This is a genomic window from Dongia soli (assembly GCF_034044715.1).
GTDB lineage: Bacteria > Pseudomonadota > Alphaproteobacteria > Dongiales > Dongiaceae > Dongia_B > Dongia_B soli.
In genome coordinates, this window is record NZ_JAXCLW010000002.1 from 924,080 (window position 1) to 940,791 (window position 16,712).

11 protein-coding genes and 1 pseudogene are annotated in these 16,712 nt (G+C 60.1%); 10 read left to right on the forward strand and 2 right to left on the reverse strand.

Features of this window, described 5'->3' with window-relative positions:
• Window positions 1-38 precede the first annotated feature (38 nt).
• The 4 genes from SMD27_RS10780 to SMD27_RS10795 are packed head-to-tail and all read left to right on the forward strand — an operon-like array spanning window position 39 to window position 4,140.
• A complete protein-coding gene (locus tag SMD27_RS10780) occupies window positions 39-926 on the forward strand; it encodes a taurine ABC transporter ATP-binding protein (RefSeq protein WP_320508368.1) in 888 nt (295 codons plus the stop codon).
• Between the two features lie 10 nt (window positions 927-936).
• Entirely contained in the window at window positions 937-1,770 is an 834-nt protein-coding gene (tauC, locus tag SMD27_RS10785) for a taurine ABC transporter permease TauC (protein WP_320508369.1), read from the forward strand.
• A gap of 19 nt (window positions 1,771-1,789) precedes the next feature.
• Window positions 1,790-2,644 carry a taurine dioxygenase gene (tauD, locus tag SMD27_RS10790; RefSeq protein WP_320508370.1) on the forward strand — a complete coding sequence of 285 codons (855 nt, stop codon included), beginning with the start codon at window positions 1,790-1,792 and terminating at the stop codon, window positions 2,642-2,644.
• A gap of 50 nt (window positions 2,645-2,694) precedes the next feature.
• Window positions 2,695-4,140, forward strand: a complete 1,446-nt coding sequence (locus SMD27_RS10795) for an FAD/NAD(P)-binding protein (protein ID WP_320508371.1) — start codon at window positions 2,695-2,697, stop codon at window positions 4,138-4,140.
• A 58-nt stretch (window positions 4,141-4,198) separates the two neighbouring features.
• On the opposite strand, the gene SMD27_RS10800 is transcribed toward SMD27_RS10795, so the two are convergent.
• Window positions 4,199-7,378 carry an efflux RND transporter permease subunit gene (locus SMD27_RS10800; RefSeq protein WP_320508372.1) on the reverse strand — a complete coding sequence of 1,060 codons (3,180 nt, stop codon included), beginning with the start codon at window positions 7,376-7,378 and terminating at the stop codon, window positions 4,199-4,201.
• On the reverse strand, window positions 7,375-8,610 hold the full coding sequence (locus SMD27_RS10805; RefSeq protein ID WP_320508373.1) for an efflux RND transporter periplasmic adaptor subunit: 1,236 nt from the start codon (window positions 8,608-8,610) through the stop codon (window positions 7,375-7,377). The genes SMD27_RS10800 and SMD27_RS10805 overlap by 4 nt, the downstream gene beginning before the upstream one ends.
• A gap of 332 nt (window positions 8,611-8,942) precedes the next feature.
• On the opposite strand from SMD27_RS10805, the gene SMD27_RS10810 reads away from it, so the two are divergent.
• The 6 genes and pseudogenes from SMD27_RS10810 (at window position 8,943) to SMD27_RS10840 (ending at window position 16,710) form a co-directional block, all read left to right on the forward strand.
• A complete protein-coding gene (locus SMD27_RS10810; RefSeq protein ID WP_320508374.1) occupies window positions 8,943-9,734 on the forward strand; it encodes a DeoR/GlpR family DNA-binding transcription regulator in 792 nt (263 codons plus the stop codon).
• Window positions 9,735-9,762: 28 nt separating this feature from the next.
• Window positions 9,763-10,941, forward strand: a complete 1,179-nt coding sequence (locus SMD27_RS10815) for an MFS transporter (RefSeq protein ID WP_320508375.1) — start codon at window positions 9,763-9,765, stop codon at window positions 10,939-10,941.
• 201 nt (window positions 10,942-11,142) lie between these two features.
• On the forward strand, window positions 11,143-11,763 hold the full coding sequence (locus SMD27_RS10820; protein ID WP_320508376.1) for a DUF6655 family protein: 621 nt from the start codon (window positions 11,143-11,145) through the stop codon (window positions 11,761-11,763).
• A 255-nt stretch (window positions 11,764-12,018) separates the two neighbouring features.
• Window positions 12,019-12,750: a substrate-binding periplasmic protein gene (locus tag SMD27_RS10825; protein WP_320508377.1), complete on the forward strand. Its 732-nt coding sequence runs from the start codon at window positions 12,019-12,021 to the stop codon at window positions 12,748-12,750.
• 842 nt (window positions 12,751-13,592) lie between these two features.
• Window positions 13,593-15,769: pseudogene (locus tag SMD27_RS10830) on the forward strand (HD domain-containing phosphohydrolase).
• 71 nt (window positions 15,770-15,840) lie between these two features.
• Entirely contained in the window at window positions 15,841-16,710 is an 870-nt protein-coding gene (locus tag SMD27_RS10840) for an SMP-30/gluconolactonase/LRE family protein (protein WP_320508380.1), read from the forward strand.
• The last annotated feature ends 2 nt before the right edge of the window (window positions 16,711-16,712 follow it).

Consider the following 16,712-nt stretch of genomic DNA (forward strand, 5'->3'; position numbering starts at 1 on the left):
GCCGGATGCGGGACCGCTCGCATCCGGCCAGCCCCTCCATGACCGCATTTGATCAGGTAGCCGCCATGTCGCTCCTTTCCATCGATCGCCTCTCCGTTGCGTATGAAGACAGTGCCAAGCAGCCGGTTCAGGCGCTGCAGGATGTCTCGCTCGATATCGATGCGGGCGAACTGGTCGTGGCCCTCGGTGCCTCCGGTTGCGGCAAGACGACCTTGCTGAATGTCATGGCGGGCTTCCTGTCGCCCGATGCCGGTCAGGCGCGGTTTCGCGGCGAAGCCATCACAGGGCCGGATGCCGATCGCGGTGTCGTGTTTCAGAACGATGCCTTGTTCCCCTGGCTGGATGTCCGCAGCAATGTGGAATTTCCGCTGCGCGTGAAAGACTGGCCGAAACGGGAGCGTGCGGACCGGGTCGACTATCTCCTTCGTATGGTGGGCTTGTCGAAAGTCGCGAACCAGGCGATCTGGTCGCTCTCTGGCGGCATGCAGCAGCGGGTCGGTTTGGCGCGGGCGCTCGCCAACGATCCGGAAGTGTTGCTGATGGATGAACCCCTGGGCGCGCTCGATGCGATCACGCGCCAGACCATGCAGACCCTGATCCTCGATCTCTGGGGCCGGACGCGTAAGGGCATCTTCCTGATCACCCACGAAATCGAAGAGGCGGTTTTCATGGCAACGCAACTGATCGTCATGTCGCCGCGACCCGGCCGCATCGTCGCTCGCAAGAACTTGGATTTCAGCCGCCGCTATCTGAGCGGCGAACCGGCCCGGCGGATTAAATCGGACCCCGCCTTCGTCGCCACGCGCGAGGAGGTACTGAGCCTGATTCTCGATAGCCAGCTTGACAGCGATAGGGCGGAAGGCGAGAAAAGCGCTACCTACATCACACGGCCCAAGATCGAGCGGCTCCATGCCGCACACCGCTGAGGAGCAAGCCATGGTCGATGTCACGACGCAGGCGCTGCCCCAAGCGGTGGCGCATCCAGTGAAGAAACGCCGCAACTCGCGTTACTTGACGCTGTGGGTGGCCGGCACGACCAGCCTCGGCTGGATTGTCCTCTGGTGGCTCGCCGCCGAACTCACACTGGTGCCGCCGCTTTTCCTGCCGGCCCCGGCCGATGTGCTGCACCAGTTTACCGCCGTCGCCCGTGACGGCTTCGTCGATGCGACCCTGGCACAGCATGCCGGCGCCAGCCTGATGCGCATCGGCCTGGCGCTGCTGGCCGCCTCGCTGACAGCGGTGCCGGTCGGCTTCGGGCTTGGCCTCAGCCCGGTGCTGCGCGGTATCTTTGATCCGATCATCGAGTTCTACCGGCCGATTCCGCCTTTGGCCTATCTGCCGCTGGTGGTCATCTGGTTCGGTATTGGCGAATTCTCCAAAGTCCTGCTGATCTCCGCCGCCATGTTCGGACCGATCGCCATTGCCACCGCATCGGGTGTTCGGGCCGTGCCCCGCGACCGTCTGCGTGCAGCGCAAAGCATGGGCGCGACCCGATCGCAGATCCTTCGCCTGGTCGTCCTGCCCAATGCCTTGCCGGAGATCCTCACCGGGCTGCGGATCGGCCTCGGCGCCGGCTGGTCGACCCTGGTCGCAGCGGAACTGGTGGCGGCGACGCGTGGCCTCGGCTTCATGATCCAGTCGGCATCGCAGTTCCTCGTTACCGATATCGTAGTAATGGGCATTCTCGTCATCGCCATCATCGCTTTTGCCCTGGAGCTGGTCGTGCGCGGCATCGAACGTTTCCTGACGCCCTGGAAGGGCCATATCTGACACATCTGGAGAACTGATCATGAGCAATCGGACAATCGCCGATCGCATAACCGTGACACCGCTGAGTCCGACGATCGGTGCGTTGATCGGCAATGTCGATCTCGCGGCCGAGCTTGACGAGCGCGCCATCGAACGTCTGACGCACGCGCTGCTGACGCATCAGGTGATCTTCTTCGAAGACCAGCATCTCACATCCCAACAGCAGCGCGACTTCGCCAAGCGTTTCGGCAAGCTGCATATCCACCCGCTTTACCCGAATGTGCAAGGGGCCGAAGAGATCATCATTCTCGACACCCATAACGACAATCCGCCGGATAATGATAACTGGCATACCGATGTGACCTTCATCGAAACGCCGCCGATGGGCGCCATTCTCTATGCCCGGGAGCTGCCGCCGGTCGGCGGCGATACGACCTGGTCGAGCATGACGGCTGCATATGAATCGCTGTCACCCGCCTTCCGCGCTTTCCTCGATGGGCTCTATGCCGAACATGATTTCGAAAAGTCCTTCCCGCGCGAACGCTATGGCACCACGCCAGAGGACGAGAAACGCTGGCTGAAGACCCGTGAAACCCATAAGCCGATGACCCATCCGGTGGTGCGTACGCATCCCGTGACCGGCAAGAAGGGCCTGTTCGTCAACGAAGGCTTTACCACGCGCATCAAGGATCTCAGCAAGACCGAAAGCGATGCGGTCCTACGGCTGCTTTTCGCCCATATCGCAAAACCGGAATTCACCATCCGCTGGCACTGGAAGCAGAATGCCATCGCTTTCTCGGACAATCGCTGCACCCAGCATTACGCCCTCGCTGATTATCTGCCCCATCGCCGGATCATGCACCGCGCCACGATCATTGGTGATCGTCCGGTCTGATGCCATGAGGCGACACCGCCAGTGAAGCCGCGCCGTCAAAGGAGGTCGACATGTTGCCCACACAAGGTCGTGCCATTGCCATCGTCGGTGCCGGCTTCAGCGGCTCTTTACTTGCGTTGCATTTACTGCGGCGATGTGCGCCGGATGATCGCATTCTTCTGATCGAACGGAACCAGCGCTTCGGCCTGGGTCTTGCCTATTCAACCGGCAACCCCAATCATCTCCTCAATGTACGGGCCGGCAATATGAGCGCGTTCTCCGACCAGCCGGACCATTTTGTTCAATGGCTACGCAGCCTGCCGGCGGAAATGCGGGCGACGCTGCCGGACGATCCGGGACCGAACAGCTTTGTGCCGCGTGGTCTCTTCGGCCGCTATGTGCAGCAATTGCTGGGCGATCGCATCTGGCGGCAAGGCAATGACCGCAACCTGTTCCTCGTGAACGATGAAGCAGTCGCCATGCATCGGCAACAGGATGGATGGTCGGTCGAACTGGCCGTCGGCCGCAAGTTACCAGTCGATCAGGCGGTGCTGGCCATCGGCAATTTTCCGCCGCGCAGATCGCAGCCGGGTTATTTCGGCGATCCCTGGGCCGAGCGCGCGCTGGCCAATCTCAATTCGGATGCGCCAGTTCTCCTGATCGGCACCGGCCTAACCATGATCGATACCGTGATCTCGCTGCTCGACCAAGGCCATCGCGGACCCATTCACGCAGTGTCGCGACGCGGCTTGCTGCCGCAGCGCCATGGCGCGGTCGCCCAGGCCTGGCGCTTCGCCAAGCTGCCGCAGGGGGCCTCCCTGTGCCGGCTCTTGCGAGATGTCCGTGCAGCTATCCGCGAAGCGGCATCGGAAAATATCAACTGGCGGGCGGTGATCGACGGCCTGCGTCCTTATACCCAGCGCCTCTGGCGCGAGATGCCGATAGGCGAACGCCAGCGTTTCCTCCGCCATCTGCGCCCGTGGTGGGATGTGCATCGCCATCGCGCCGCGCCGAGAATCGATTCACGTATCCAGGAGGCGCGGGAACGCGGCCAACTCAGGATCGCTGCCGCGCGCATCGGCAGAATTGAACATTGCATCGAAACGGTTCAGGTGACGTTGACAGCACGGCATGGCGATCGATCAGTGCTGAATGTCAACCGCGTCATCGATTGCTCGGGCCTGCAAAGCGATCTTGCCAAGATCGACGGACCTTTGATCCGGCAATTGCTCGATGCCGGTCATATCCGCGCCGATGCATTGCGCCTCGGCATCGATATCGCGGATGGTGGCGCCGCGATCAATACCGCAGGTGAACGCCATGCCGATCTTTTCGCCATCGGCCCGATGACCAAGGGTGCCTCCTGGGAAATCACCGCCGTGCCGGATATCCGCCTAGCTTGCGAAGAGCTTGCTGCTCGTCTGCTCATACTGCCCGCAACGCAAGCGCCACCGCCGTCATCTTCCGCCGATATCCTGCCTTTCGATCCACCGGCACGTCCTCAGCGGGCGAGATAGGCTGAAAAGGAACACCGCCGATTTTGCAATCGGCAGTGTTCCTTTTGGTAGGCAGCGGTTAAACCCCGGCTTCCTCTTCCTCGTCCTCATCGCCGACCGGGCGATGCGTTTCATGGCCTCGGCCAAGCTTCGCCTTGACCCATTCGCGCATCCGCTGGAAGACGACATAGAGCATGGGAATGAGGAAGATGCCGACAGCCGAGGCGGCGATCATGCCACCGAAAACCGGCGTGCCGACCGCCCGGCGCGTCGCCGCGCCGGCGCCCAGAGCCGTGACGAGCGGCAGCAGGCCGAGAATGAAGGCGAAGCTGGTCATCATCACGGGTCGGAAACGCAGTCGTGCCCCTTCCAAGGCGGCATCCAAGATAGTCTTGCCGCTTTCACGCTGCAGTTTGGCGAATTCGATGATCAGAATGCCGTTCTTCGCCGCCAAAGCGATCAGCACCACAAGGCCGATCTGCGCGTAGACGTCGAAGCTCAGTCCCGCAAGAGAGATGGCGACGATTGCCCCCAGCATACCGGTGATCACGGACAGCAACACCGGCACTGGGATCGTCCAACTTTCATAGAGCGCGACCAAGAACAGATAGGCGAACAGCACCGCCATGCCGAGCACGATGGGTGTCTTGCCGGCCGCCGCAATTTCCTGCAAGGCAGTGCCGGTCCATTCGTAGCTGAAGCCCTGCGGCAACACCTTTTGCGACAACTGATCCATGGCCGCCAAGGCAGTGCCGGTACTGGCGCCCGGCGCGGCGGAGCCATTGATCGACACCGCGCGGAAGCCGTTATACCGAGTGATGCCCTGGGGGACCAATCGGTCTTCGATCTTCATCAAGGCGCGCAATGGGACCATGCCGCCGTTCCGGTTGCGGACATAGATGTCGTAGATGTCGTCGATCCGCCGGCGATAATCCTGTTCCGCCTGGATCTGCACCTGCCAGGTGCGGCCATAGAGATTGAAGTCGTTGACATAGATGCCGCCCAGCGTGCCCTGCAAGGCGGTGAAGATATCCGAGACCAGCACTCCCATGGTCTGGGCCTTGTCACGGTCGATATTCAGATAGAGCGATGGCGTGCTGGATGAATAGGTGCTGAAGACGGCTGCCAGATCCTTGTTCTGGGAGGATGCGACGATCAACGCTTGCATCAGTTGCTGCATCTGCTGCGTCGTGCCGTTGCCGCCGCGATCTTCCATCATGTACTGAAAGCCGCCGGTACTGCCGAGACCGATGATCGGCGGCAGGTTGAATGGCACGATGACGGCGCCGGGAATGGCAAAGAGCTTGCCGCGCAGTTTTTGCAGGATCGCCTGTACCCGCAGGGACGGATCGGTGCGTTCTTCATAGGGCTTCAACGCCACCACGAAGAAGCTGGAATTCGACTGCGCGATACCGTCCAGGAAGTTGAAACCCACCACCGAGAGCACGTCACGGACCCCGGGCTCGTGCTTGATGATGTCTTCGACTTGCTTGGTGATGGCCTCATTCCGCCCCACAGCCGCAGCGTCAGGTAACTGCATCGAGGCGAAGAAATAGCCTTGATCCTCATCCGGCAGGAAGCCTTGCGGCGTCCGCCCCATGAGGAAGAAGGAAAGGATGCCGAGACCGGCAATCACCACGATGCTGATCACCGAGACGCGGATCAACCGGGCCACGATCGCGGCATAACCGTCACGCACCTTGTCGATGCCGCGCAGGACATATTTAATCGGCCCCCGGCTCGGGCCGTGGCTTCTTTTCAGCAGGACGGAGCACAGCGCGGGGCTGAGGGTCAAGGCATTGATCGCCGAAATCAGCATCGACACCGAGACGGCGATGGCGAATTGCCGGAACAGCTCACCGCTGAGGCCTGGAATGAAAGCCACCGGAATGAAGACCGATAGCAATACGAGCGTGATGGCGATGATTGGGCCGGTAATTTCGGCCATGGCCTTCTTGGTCGCCTCGGCAACGCTGAGCAATGGCTCCTCTTCCAGGACGCGCTCGACGTTTTCGATAACGACAATGGCGTCATCGACGACGATGCCGATCGCCAGCACCAAGGCGAGGAGCGAGACGGTATTGGCCGAGAAGCCGATCATCAGCATGACCGCGAAAGTACCGATGATTGACACCGGCACGGCGATCAGCGGGATGAGCGTGGTCCGCAGCTTGCCGAGGAACAGATAGACGACGATGGCAACGAGAACGAAGGCTTCCAGCAGTGTCTTAATCACTTCCTCGATGGTCGAGTTGATGAAGACTGTGGAGTCGTAGAAGACCTTGTACTGCACATCCTGCGGGAAGGACTTGGAAAGCTCATCCATCTTATCCCGCACTTCCTTGGCCACCGCCACCGCGTTGGCACCCGGCGACTGATAGATGCCGATGGCCGCGCTGGGCACGCCGTTGAAGCGGGTATGGCGGTCCGCCGATTGCGCCCCCAATTCGACGCGGGCGACATCCGACATACGGACCACCGAACCGTCGGGATTGGCGCGCAGAACGATGTTCTTGAACTCATCGACCGTGGTCAGGCGGCCCTTGGTGGTCAGGTTGATCTGCAATTGCTGATCGTTGGAAATCGGCTGCGCGCCGATCCGGCCGACCGCCGCCTGGATGTTTTGCGCGTTGAGGGCGTTGATGACATCGTTCGCCGTCAGGTTGAAACTGGTCAAGCGATCGGGATTGAGCCACAGACGCATCGAGTAATTGAGCGGACCGAACAGGCTGGCATCACCGACGCCAGGCAATCGCTTCAACTGGTCGAGAATGTAGATAGTGGCATAGTTGTTGAGGAAGAGCGGGCTATTGGTCCCTTCGGGCGAGAACAGCGTGATACCGTAGAGCAGTGCCGAGCTTTTCTTTTTGATGGTCAGGCCCTGACGCGTCACTTCCTGCGGCAGGTTGGGCTCGGCCAGCGCCGCCCGGTTCTGCACGTTGACGGTATTGATGTCCGGATCGGTGCCCAAAGCGAAGGTGACGGTCAGGCTGTAACTGCCGTCGGCGCCGGAGATCGACTGCATATAGAGCGCATTGTCGACGCCGACCACTTGCTGTTCGATCGGCTGCGCCACGGTGGTTTCAACGACGCCGGCATCGGCGCCTGGATAGGTGGCCGCCACTGTCACCTGCGGCGGCACGATATTGGGAAACTGAGCGACCGGAATCTGCGTCAGCGCGATCAGACCCGCGATCGTGATAACGATCGAGATGACGAAAGCCAGACGCGGGCGGTCGACGAAGACCGCAGAAATCATTGGCCGACTCCTTTGGCTTTATCGCCCTGAGTCTTATCCGCCTGACTCTTATCCTCCGGCGTTTTATTTTCCGGTTCGCCGCCCTGTTCCTGCTCCTTGAAGTCAGGCTGTGGCTTCACTTCGGTCGGCTGAACGATCTGGCCGGGTTTCGCTTTCTGGATGCCATCGACGATGACCCGCTCACCCGGCTTCAACCCTTTCACAATGATATAGTCCGAACCGGCGGTCTGGCCAAGCTCGACGACCCTGGCCGCGACCTTGTTATCCTTGTCGACGATCAGCACCTGGCTGCCACCCTGCGCCGTCTGTACCGCCGCCTGCGGCACGACCACGCGGGACTGCGGCTTACGCTCCCGCAGAATGACCTTCACATACTGGCCATCGATCAGCTTGCGCTCCGGATTGGGCAAGGTAGCACGCATTTCAACGGTATCGGTCTGCTGGTCGACCTGCGGGCTGGTAAAATCCCAGCGTCCCGCATGCGGATAGGTGCTGCCATCCGGAAAGCGGATGACGAATTCGATCTTGGTGAGCGTACCATCCTCTTGTTGCCGGTCTTCACGGATTTTCATCAACTCAGTCTGGGCGACCGGAAAAGTCACATACATCGGATCCTGCGTAACGACCGTCACCAGCGGTTTTGAGGCTGGGCTGACCAGATTGCCGACATCGTAATTCGTGGCGCCGATCTTGCCATCGACCGGGGCATAGATATCGGTATAGCCGAGGTTGATCTGCGCCTGTTCGAGCTGCGCCTGGGTCAGCAGCACCTGGGCCTTGCCGGCATCGCGCGCCGCCTTGTCCTTATCGACGGTGGATTGCGGGACGTTCTGGTTCTTCACCAAGGCAAGGTCGCGCTGATACTGGATTTCGGCATTGGCGAGATTGGCTTGTGCGGCGGCGACCTGCGCCTCGAATTGGTCGACCTGGGCCTTGAACATATCTTTTTCAATGGTGAAGAGCAGGTCGCCCTTCTTAACCTCTTGTCCTTCGCGGAAATGCTGCGCTTCGAGGAAGCCTTCCACCCGAGCCAGGATATCGACCCGGCTGATCGATTCCACACGGCCAATAAATTCCTGCCCCTGGGCAACCGGCCTTTCAATGATGGTTTGAACACCAACCGCGGCTGGCGGCGCGGCCTGGGCCTGCTGGGCAGGTTTCTGCTCCCCACAGCCGGCGAGCAACAAAATTGCGACACCGGTACACCAGACCTTTGCAATCGCAGAAGCCACAATACTCATCCCGTTCAGAAGTGAGACCGATCATCCGTTCAGATCATCGCCATCCCCCCGACGCGGACTTCGACGATTCTAACAGCGTATCGATGCATGCAGAAAGCGGAGCGGTCAAGCATACACCGCAAATCTTAGCATTATCGCTAAGCGATTTATTTGCAACGACTTATTGAAGTGGCGCGACCAAACTGCGCAGGCAACGAGCCGTATCAAAGAGCAGGTCCACTGCTACACTGCAGGCATCTTACAGAGGCCTGACCGTCTTTTATTTGGCTTGTATAAGAAGCACATTCGTGCAGATATAACCGCATATTCCGGAGAAATACCGCATGAACACGCAGGCGCAGGAACCTGTCCTCCCTGAGGAGCGTCGACATCGATTGCTGGAATTATTGCGGCGCAACGGCAAGATCGTCGCGACTGAGGTCAGCCAGCTCCTGGCGGTATCCGAGGATACAGTCAGACGAGATCTGAATGAGCTTGCCGCTGCCGGTTTGCTTCGGCGGGTCCATGGGGGCGCCTTGCCGGTCCTCCCCCTGACGCCCGCCGCGGCCCCTTTTGCCGTCCGCCTGACCGAGGATGTCGCCGCGCGCGATCGGCTCGGCAAGACGGTAGCGGCGCTCATCCGCCCGGGTGAAACGGTGCTGCTGGATGGTGGGACGACGATGCTTGCCGTCGCCCGGCATCTCGCGCCGGATCTCCAGGCGACCATTATCACGCCAAACTTGCCCGCAGCCATGGCACTGATCGATCATCCCGGCATTGAAATCGTCATGCTGGGCGGCCGGGTCGATAAGACTGAGCGCGTCAGCAGCGGCATCACCGCCTGGGAAGCCCTCAAGGGGTTGTCAGTAGACCTATGCCTGCTTGGTGTCTGTGCCATCGACGCCGATGCGGGGATGAGCGAGATGACGTTGGATGATGCGCGCCTGAAGCGCTGCATGATGTCCTGCGCCAGCCGCGTCGCAACGGCCGTGACAGGCAATAAGCTTGGCACCCGCGCGCCCTTCCCCATCGGCCCGATCAGCGGTTTGACTCATCTGATTACCGAGGGCGAACTGCCGGCCGACCGGCTCACGCCCTATCGCGACGCCGGCATTGATGTGCGGATCGCCGGCTGACCAGAAATTCAAAACGAACAGAGCAAGTATGAGCGTCTCTCGCAAAATCACGGCTGATCAGGCCGATATGTCGCGGCATTACAATCCGGCGGCTGCCCGCCGGGCATCGCGGTCCGTGTTTTTGTCGAATGGCATGATCCTGTCGAGCTGGGTGCCATTGATCCCCTTGGCGAAGGAGCGTCTGGCACTCAGTGAAGCCGAGCTTGGCTTTGTCCTCCTGTCGCTCGGCGCCGGCGCACTGCTCATCATGCCGATTTCCGGCCTCCTTGCCGCCCGGTTCGGCTCGCGCAATGTAATTCTGGGATCGTCCGCCATTTTCTTCCTGATGCTGCCGCTTTTGGCCTGGGCGCCCACCATCGCCATCCTGGCGACCTGCCTCTTCATCTTCGGCGCCAGCAATGGCGCAATGGATATCTCAATGAATGCCCAGGGTGTTGCTGTCGAACATCTCGGCAGCCGGCCGATCTTCTCATCGCTGCACGGCATGTTCAGTATCGGCGGCATGGCCGGCGCCAGCCTGTTCGGCGGCTTGATGCATCTTGGCCTTGGGCCGATCGTGGCCGCCGCGGTGATCGCCGGCGCCATGGCAACGATGATCGCCAGCCAGTTCAGATTCATGCTGCCAAGCCGCAGCGGCCAAGGCGGCAAGCATTATGCCTGGCCGTCCCGCCTGGTCGTGCTGCTCGGCCTACTGGCCCTGGTGGCGATGATGGCCGAAGGCGCGATGATGGATTGGAGCGCCGTCTTTCTGCGCTTCGAACGCGGTTTCACGGAATCCGCGGCAGGCCTCGGTTTCGCGGCCTTCTCACTTACCATGGCGTTGGGACGCCTCACCGGCGATTGGATTGTGACGAAGATCGGTCCGGGCGCCACGATTCGCTATGGCAGTGCCCTCGCCGCGGCCGGCATCTTCATCGCGATGATGAGCAGCTCCGGTACGATCGGTCTCATTGGCTTTGCTTTGACGGGCATCGGGCTTGCGAATTCGGTGCCTCAGCTCTTCGGCATCGCCGGCCGTCTGCCGGGCGTGTCTCCCGGCATCGCGATTTCGGCCGTTGCAATCTTCGCTTACGCCGGCGTTCTCGCCGGTCCGCCGCTGATTGGACCACTGGCGCAAGTCACCAGCCTCCCCATCGCTCTTAGCCTGGTCGCCGCCGGCCTGATCGTAATCGCCTGTTGCGCCGGCATCGCTCGGTCTCGCCCCTAACCTTCCGCAATCACATATCAAGAATGTGTGAGGCGCCCTTTGTGGCATTGCCTCGCGCAACGCAGTTCTGGCATCAATCCGCCCGGGCCATGGCCCGGTCAGAACACTCGTTTTCTCGTCGGTGCAGAGTTCCCCGCGCCGTCATCCAGCAATCATAGCCATCGTCTCACACTCATGCGGCTTATCGGCAGGAGGAGCGGTTTGCGATTTGAGTTCAAGCGCGCCAGTTTCGTTGTCAGCGTGTTGTCGGTCATTGCCTTGACGGGCTGCACCACGGTCCGTGAAACCGATCCGGCGAGAACGGCCACGGAGCAACTACTGATATCGGCCGCAGCGGATCGCGCCGCCGAAAAGCTTGTCTTCAACATCCCCCAGAATTCGAAGGTGTTTATCAACGCCGACAATTTCGAAGGCTTAGACGGCAAATACGCCATCGGCTCGATCCGTGATCACGTCCTGCGCCAGGGCTTCGCCATTACCGACAACAAGAATGACGCCGACACGATCGTCGAGATTCGCGCGGGCGCCCTGTCGATCGACAAGCAGGAGGTTCTGGTCGGCATTCCCAATTTCGATATTCCTATTCCGCTGGCCGGCCAATTCACCTTTCCCGAAATCGCGCTGTTCAAGCGCGAGGAACAGCTCGGCGTGGCGAAGTTTGCCGCCACCAGCTACGACGCCAAGAAGGGTACATTGGAGAACTCCACCTCTCCCCAATTCGGTGGATCGGAACATAGCAAAACCGTCCTGCTTTTCCTGATATCGTGGTCCAATGACAACCTGCACGCGACCACTCAACCGGTAAGCCGTTCATCGAATTGACGGAACGTCGCCTTTTTCGAGACTTGCAATACCACCGCAAGAAGTGCTTACCGCCTATTGTCCCCCGCTGACTTTCTCCAATTTTATGTTAACATTTTAAGCGTGGGGGACAGGTTCTACAGCCAGGAAGGCGCCCCGCGGGCTGACAACGAAGGCTGATGACGGGGGTACGACGTGAGGCTGCGATGGTTTCGCGCGCTTATGCTTGTCTTGATGGGGATGCCGGCCGGTCAGTCCGCTGCAGAACCCGCGTCGGTGCGGAATGAATTGGGCTGCAACCGCCCGATCCGCGTCGCCTTCTACGAATTTGGCACTCTCTATCACAAAGGTCAGGGTATTGACGCCGACATCATCCACGAGATCGCCCGCCGGACCGGCTGCGTCTTCGAAGAAAGCGTCGTGACCACATCCGAGATCTGGCAGGAAATCGAAAACGGCGAGCTCGACATGACCACCAGTGGCATCCTTACGCCCGCGCGCGAAAAGATCGCCATGTTCGCACCCTATCTCGCGTTTGAGAATATGGTGGTGATGCGTGCTTCCTTGGCGGAAGATATTCACGAATTTGACGACATAATCAGGCACCGGGACTGGCGCCTGGGCATCGTCCAGGGATTTCGCCACGGCCCCTATTACGACTTCCATCTGAAGGCGATCAAGGACCGCCGCCGGGTCGTCGCCTATCCGGATCAGCAATCGCTTTACAATGGGCTGGTCCATGGCCAGGTGCAGCTTATTCTGTCGCCCGAAATCAACCTCGCTTTCTATCTCACCGACAAATCCGCGCTCACGGATTTCAGCTTGCTTGACCTGTCACCGGCGCCACCTGTTATTCATGCCCTCGTCTTCAGCCGCAGGAGCTTTGCGCCGGCCATGGCGAATGCCTGGCTGCGATTGATCGAGGAAATGCGGCTCGATGGAACGCTCCAGACAATTTATCGCACCCGATTGCCGCAGCCGATGTCGGATCGGTTGCTGGAATTTTGATCTCGGTCTGTAGAAAGAAGGCCAATCTGACCGACGCCATCGCACCATTGCCTGCCAAAAGACGCATCCGCCTGCCCTTGCAGGTCGTTGCCGCCTTCAGCGTCATCGGGTTGCTTGCCGTCGTCGTTTCCCTGTTGAGCTGGCAGGCTTATCGCGGCACCCAGGAAGTGTTGATCAGCGCATCGAATGATGCGATCGGCTATATCAGCGAAGCCATCGCCGAAAAAGCCCGCCGGAATATCGAGCCGGCGGAAGAACAACTGGCCGCCCTGGTGCACAGCTCCTTCGGCGAGGCGGATACGCTGGAGCAGCGCTTGGCACCGTTGCCGCTGGTAAGTGACCTCTTATCGCGCAGCACGCTGATCGATGCCCTCTTCGTCGGTTATCCGAACGGCGAATTCATCCTGTTCCGTCCCTTGCGAAATGAAACCGAGCGGCGGCGTTTTTCGATAACTGGCGATGCAACGATTCTCGCCCAATCCATCACCGATGATGGCACCGGCCAGATGATCGGCGAATACCGGCTCTATGATCGCCAGAACCGCTTGCTGAAAACGGAAAGCCGACCTGAATACGTGTTCGATCCGCGCATGCGGCCTTGGTATCAGGAAGCGGCGACGCAAGACGGGGTCATCACTACGCCGCCTTATGTCTTCTTCACCAATGAAGCGATCGGCATGACCCTCGCGCGCCGGTCGCTGACGGGCGGCGCCGTTCTCGGCCTGGATATCAAGTTGATTTCCATCGCCACCGAACTTAGCCGAATGCGGATCACGCCATCGACCGAGCTGGCGCTTGTCGATCAGCAGGGGCAGGTTGTGGCCTATCGCGACATGCTGCAGATGATCATCCGGCCCGCCCATTCGGAAATCCGCTTGGCGCGGATTGATGAGCTGAATGTCCCGGCTCTGCAGCAGGCCAATAAGCTCAGCCTCCGTGACAACCAGAAAAGCCGTGCTACCGTCGTATCCAACGGACGCACCTGGCAGATCATCAAATCGCCGCTGGAGGTCCGGCCAGGCCGGACATTGTCCTTGCTGATCGGCATTCCCGACGATGAATTCTTCGCCGCCGCCCGGCATGTCGTGTGGCGGCAGACGATCATCGCCGGGGTCCTGATACTCCTCGCCATCCCCGCCGCCTGGTTCATCACCAAGCGCATGGTCAAGCCGCTGCGCATTCTCGCCCGCGAGACGATGAAGATCGAGAGTTTCGACTTCAGCAGCGACATCAAAATCCGCAGCCATATCGGTGAGATCGATGATCTCGGCCGCTCGCTCGACCGCATGAAGCGCACGATCCGTAAATTCCTTAAGATCGGCACGGCGCTGGCGGCCGAGCCCAAGTTCAAGCCGTTGCTGGACCGCGTGTTGCAAGAAGCGGTGGACCTCGTTCGCAGCGACGGCGGCGCCATTTATATGATCAGCGAAGACCGTCAGATGCTGATACCGGAGGTCATTCGCTGGCACGACCGCGAACTTTTCTCGGCCGAGCAGCTTTCGCAGCCTTTGCCGCTCGACGGCCCGGCTATCTGCATCAACCTGGCCGAGGCGCTGGAAACCAAGGATATCCGTACGGTAGAACGCCCCTTGAACGAGGACGAACTGACGGCCTTGGGCCTGCATGGATTCGTCCATCGCCTGCAGGCGCTCCGCGTCCTCCTGATCATCGTTCCCCTGCTCGACCGCAATCAGGCGCCCTTGGGCGCTCTGATGCTCATAAAGGCGATCTCGCATGAGAATGAGCAATTCGACGCCGGTGAACGGCTGCTCAAATTGGTGCATGCCGTCAGCGGCAGTGCCAGCGTCGCGATTCAAAACAAGTTGCTGCTGGAAGCGCAACGCAAGCTGATCGATGCGCTGATCAAGCTGGTTGCCGGCGCCATCGATGCCAAATCCGCCTATACCGGCGGCCATTGCCAACGCGTGCCAGTGCTGACCCGCCTGCTGGCCGAGGCAGCCTGTGGCGCCAAAACCGGTCCCTACCGCGACTTCAATCTCAGTGAAGAAGAATGGGAAGCGTTGGATATCGCCGCCTGGCTGCATGATTGCGGCAAGGTCACGACACCGGAATATGTGGTCGACAAGGCCACCAAGCTGGAAACCATCTATGATCGCATTCATGAGATCCGCAATCGCTTCGAGATCCTGAAACGCGATGCCGAAATCGACTATTGGCGAGGCGTTGCTGAAGGCGGTGATCCGGTCGAACTGCGGTCAAAAATGACATCGGCCCAGCGGCAACTGGATGATGACTTCGCCTTCGTCGCCCACTGCAATGAAGGCGGCGAATTCATGGAACCCACGAAGATCGAGCGCATCAAGCGGATCGCCAAACGGACGTGGCGGCGGACGATCAGCAATCGTCTCGGTGTCTCCTATGAAGAAAAGGCGCGGATGGACCGCGTAGCTGAGCCGATGCTGCCGGTCGATGAGCCGCTGCTGGCGGACCGGGACGATCATCTCATTTATCACAGCGAGCGCGATCTGATCGGCAAGACCAATCCCTGGGGCTTCCAGTTGAACGAGCCGACTTACAAATATAATCGCGGCGAAGTCTATAACCTTTGCATCTCGCGCGGCACGCTGACCGCCGAGGAGCGCTACCGCATCAATGATCACATCGTGCAAACCATTGTCATGCTGGAAAGTCTGCCCTTTCCGGCGCATCTCAAGAGTGTGCCGGAACTGGCTGGCGGCCATCACGAGAAAATGGATGGGAAGGGCTATCCAAGCGGCTGCGCGGCGAGGAGATGTCACCCGTCGCCCGCATGATGGCGATTGCCGATGTCTTCGAAGCCCTCACGGCAACCGACCGGCCCTATAAGAAGGCGAAGAAACTTAGCGAGGCCATCAGGATCATGGGCAATATGAAGCGTGACCATCACCTGGACCCGGATCTGCTGGACCTTTTCCTGACTTCCGGCGTCTGGCGCGACTATGCCCATCGTTTCCTCGATGGCCAGCAAATTGACGAACCGGATATCGAGTCGGTCCTCGGCATCCGGCCGGCGGCATAAGCGGGGTTGTTCGCGCCGGTGAAAGATGCACAAATACCGCCCATCAGTCGCATGACGGGGGATGGGGTGGTATGAGCGACGCGAAACTGATCTGGGATGCCAAGGCCAAAATCGGCGAAGGCCCGCTCTGGTCGCAGCGTGAACAGGCGATCTATTGGACTGATATCAAAGGCCAGTTGCTACATCGCTATGGCCTCGATGGCAGCCAGCAGAGCTGGACCATGCCTGATTATATCGGCTGGGTGGTGGAGCGTCGCGAGAAGCCGGGCTTTGTCGCCGGCTTCCGCAAAGCAATTGCCGAACTGACCTTATCGCCGTTCAGCATCACCGAAGCCGAGAAGATCGAGCAGGCTTTGCCCGATAATCGGCTCAACGATGCCAAGGTCGATCGCCTCGGCCGCATCTGGTTCGGCACGATGGACGATGGCGAACGTGGGCCCGTCGGCAGGTTCTACCGCCTCGATCCCGATTTTTCACGCCATGAAGTCGACCAGGGTTACATCTGTTCCAATGGCCCGACCTTCAGTCTCGATGGCCGCATCCTGTATCACACCGACAGCGAAGCCTATGAGATCTATCAATTCGACGTTGAGAGCGACGGCCGTATCACCAATAAGCGCGTCTTTGCCAGTTTCACCCGGGCCGAAGGCTCGCCTGACGGCATGACGACTGATGCCGAGGGTTGCCTTTGGGTTTGCCTATGGCAGGGCTGGAGCATTGTCCGGCTGCGGCCCGATGGCAGCAAGGATCGCACGATTCCCCTGCCCGTTTCCCAGGTCACCAGTTGCACCTTCGCGGGTGACAAGCTTGACCGGCTCTTTGTCACCTCGGCCCGTATCGGCCTGACCGCCGAACAGTTGGAAAAGGAACCGCTCGCCGGTGCTTTGTTCGAAATCGATCCCGGTGTCACCGGATTGCCGACGCAGCAATTCGCCGGTTGATC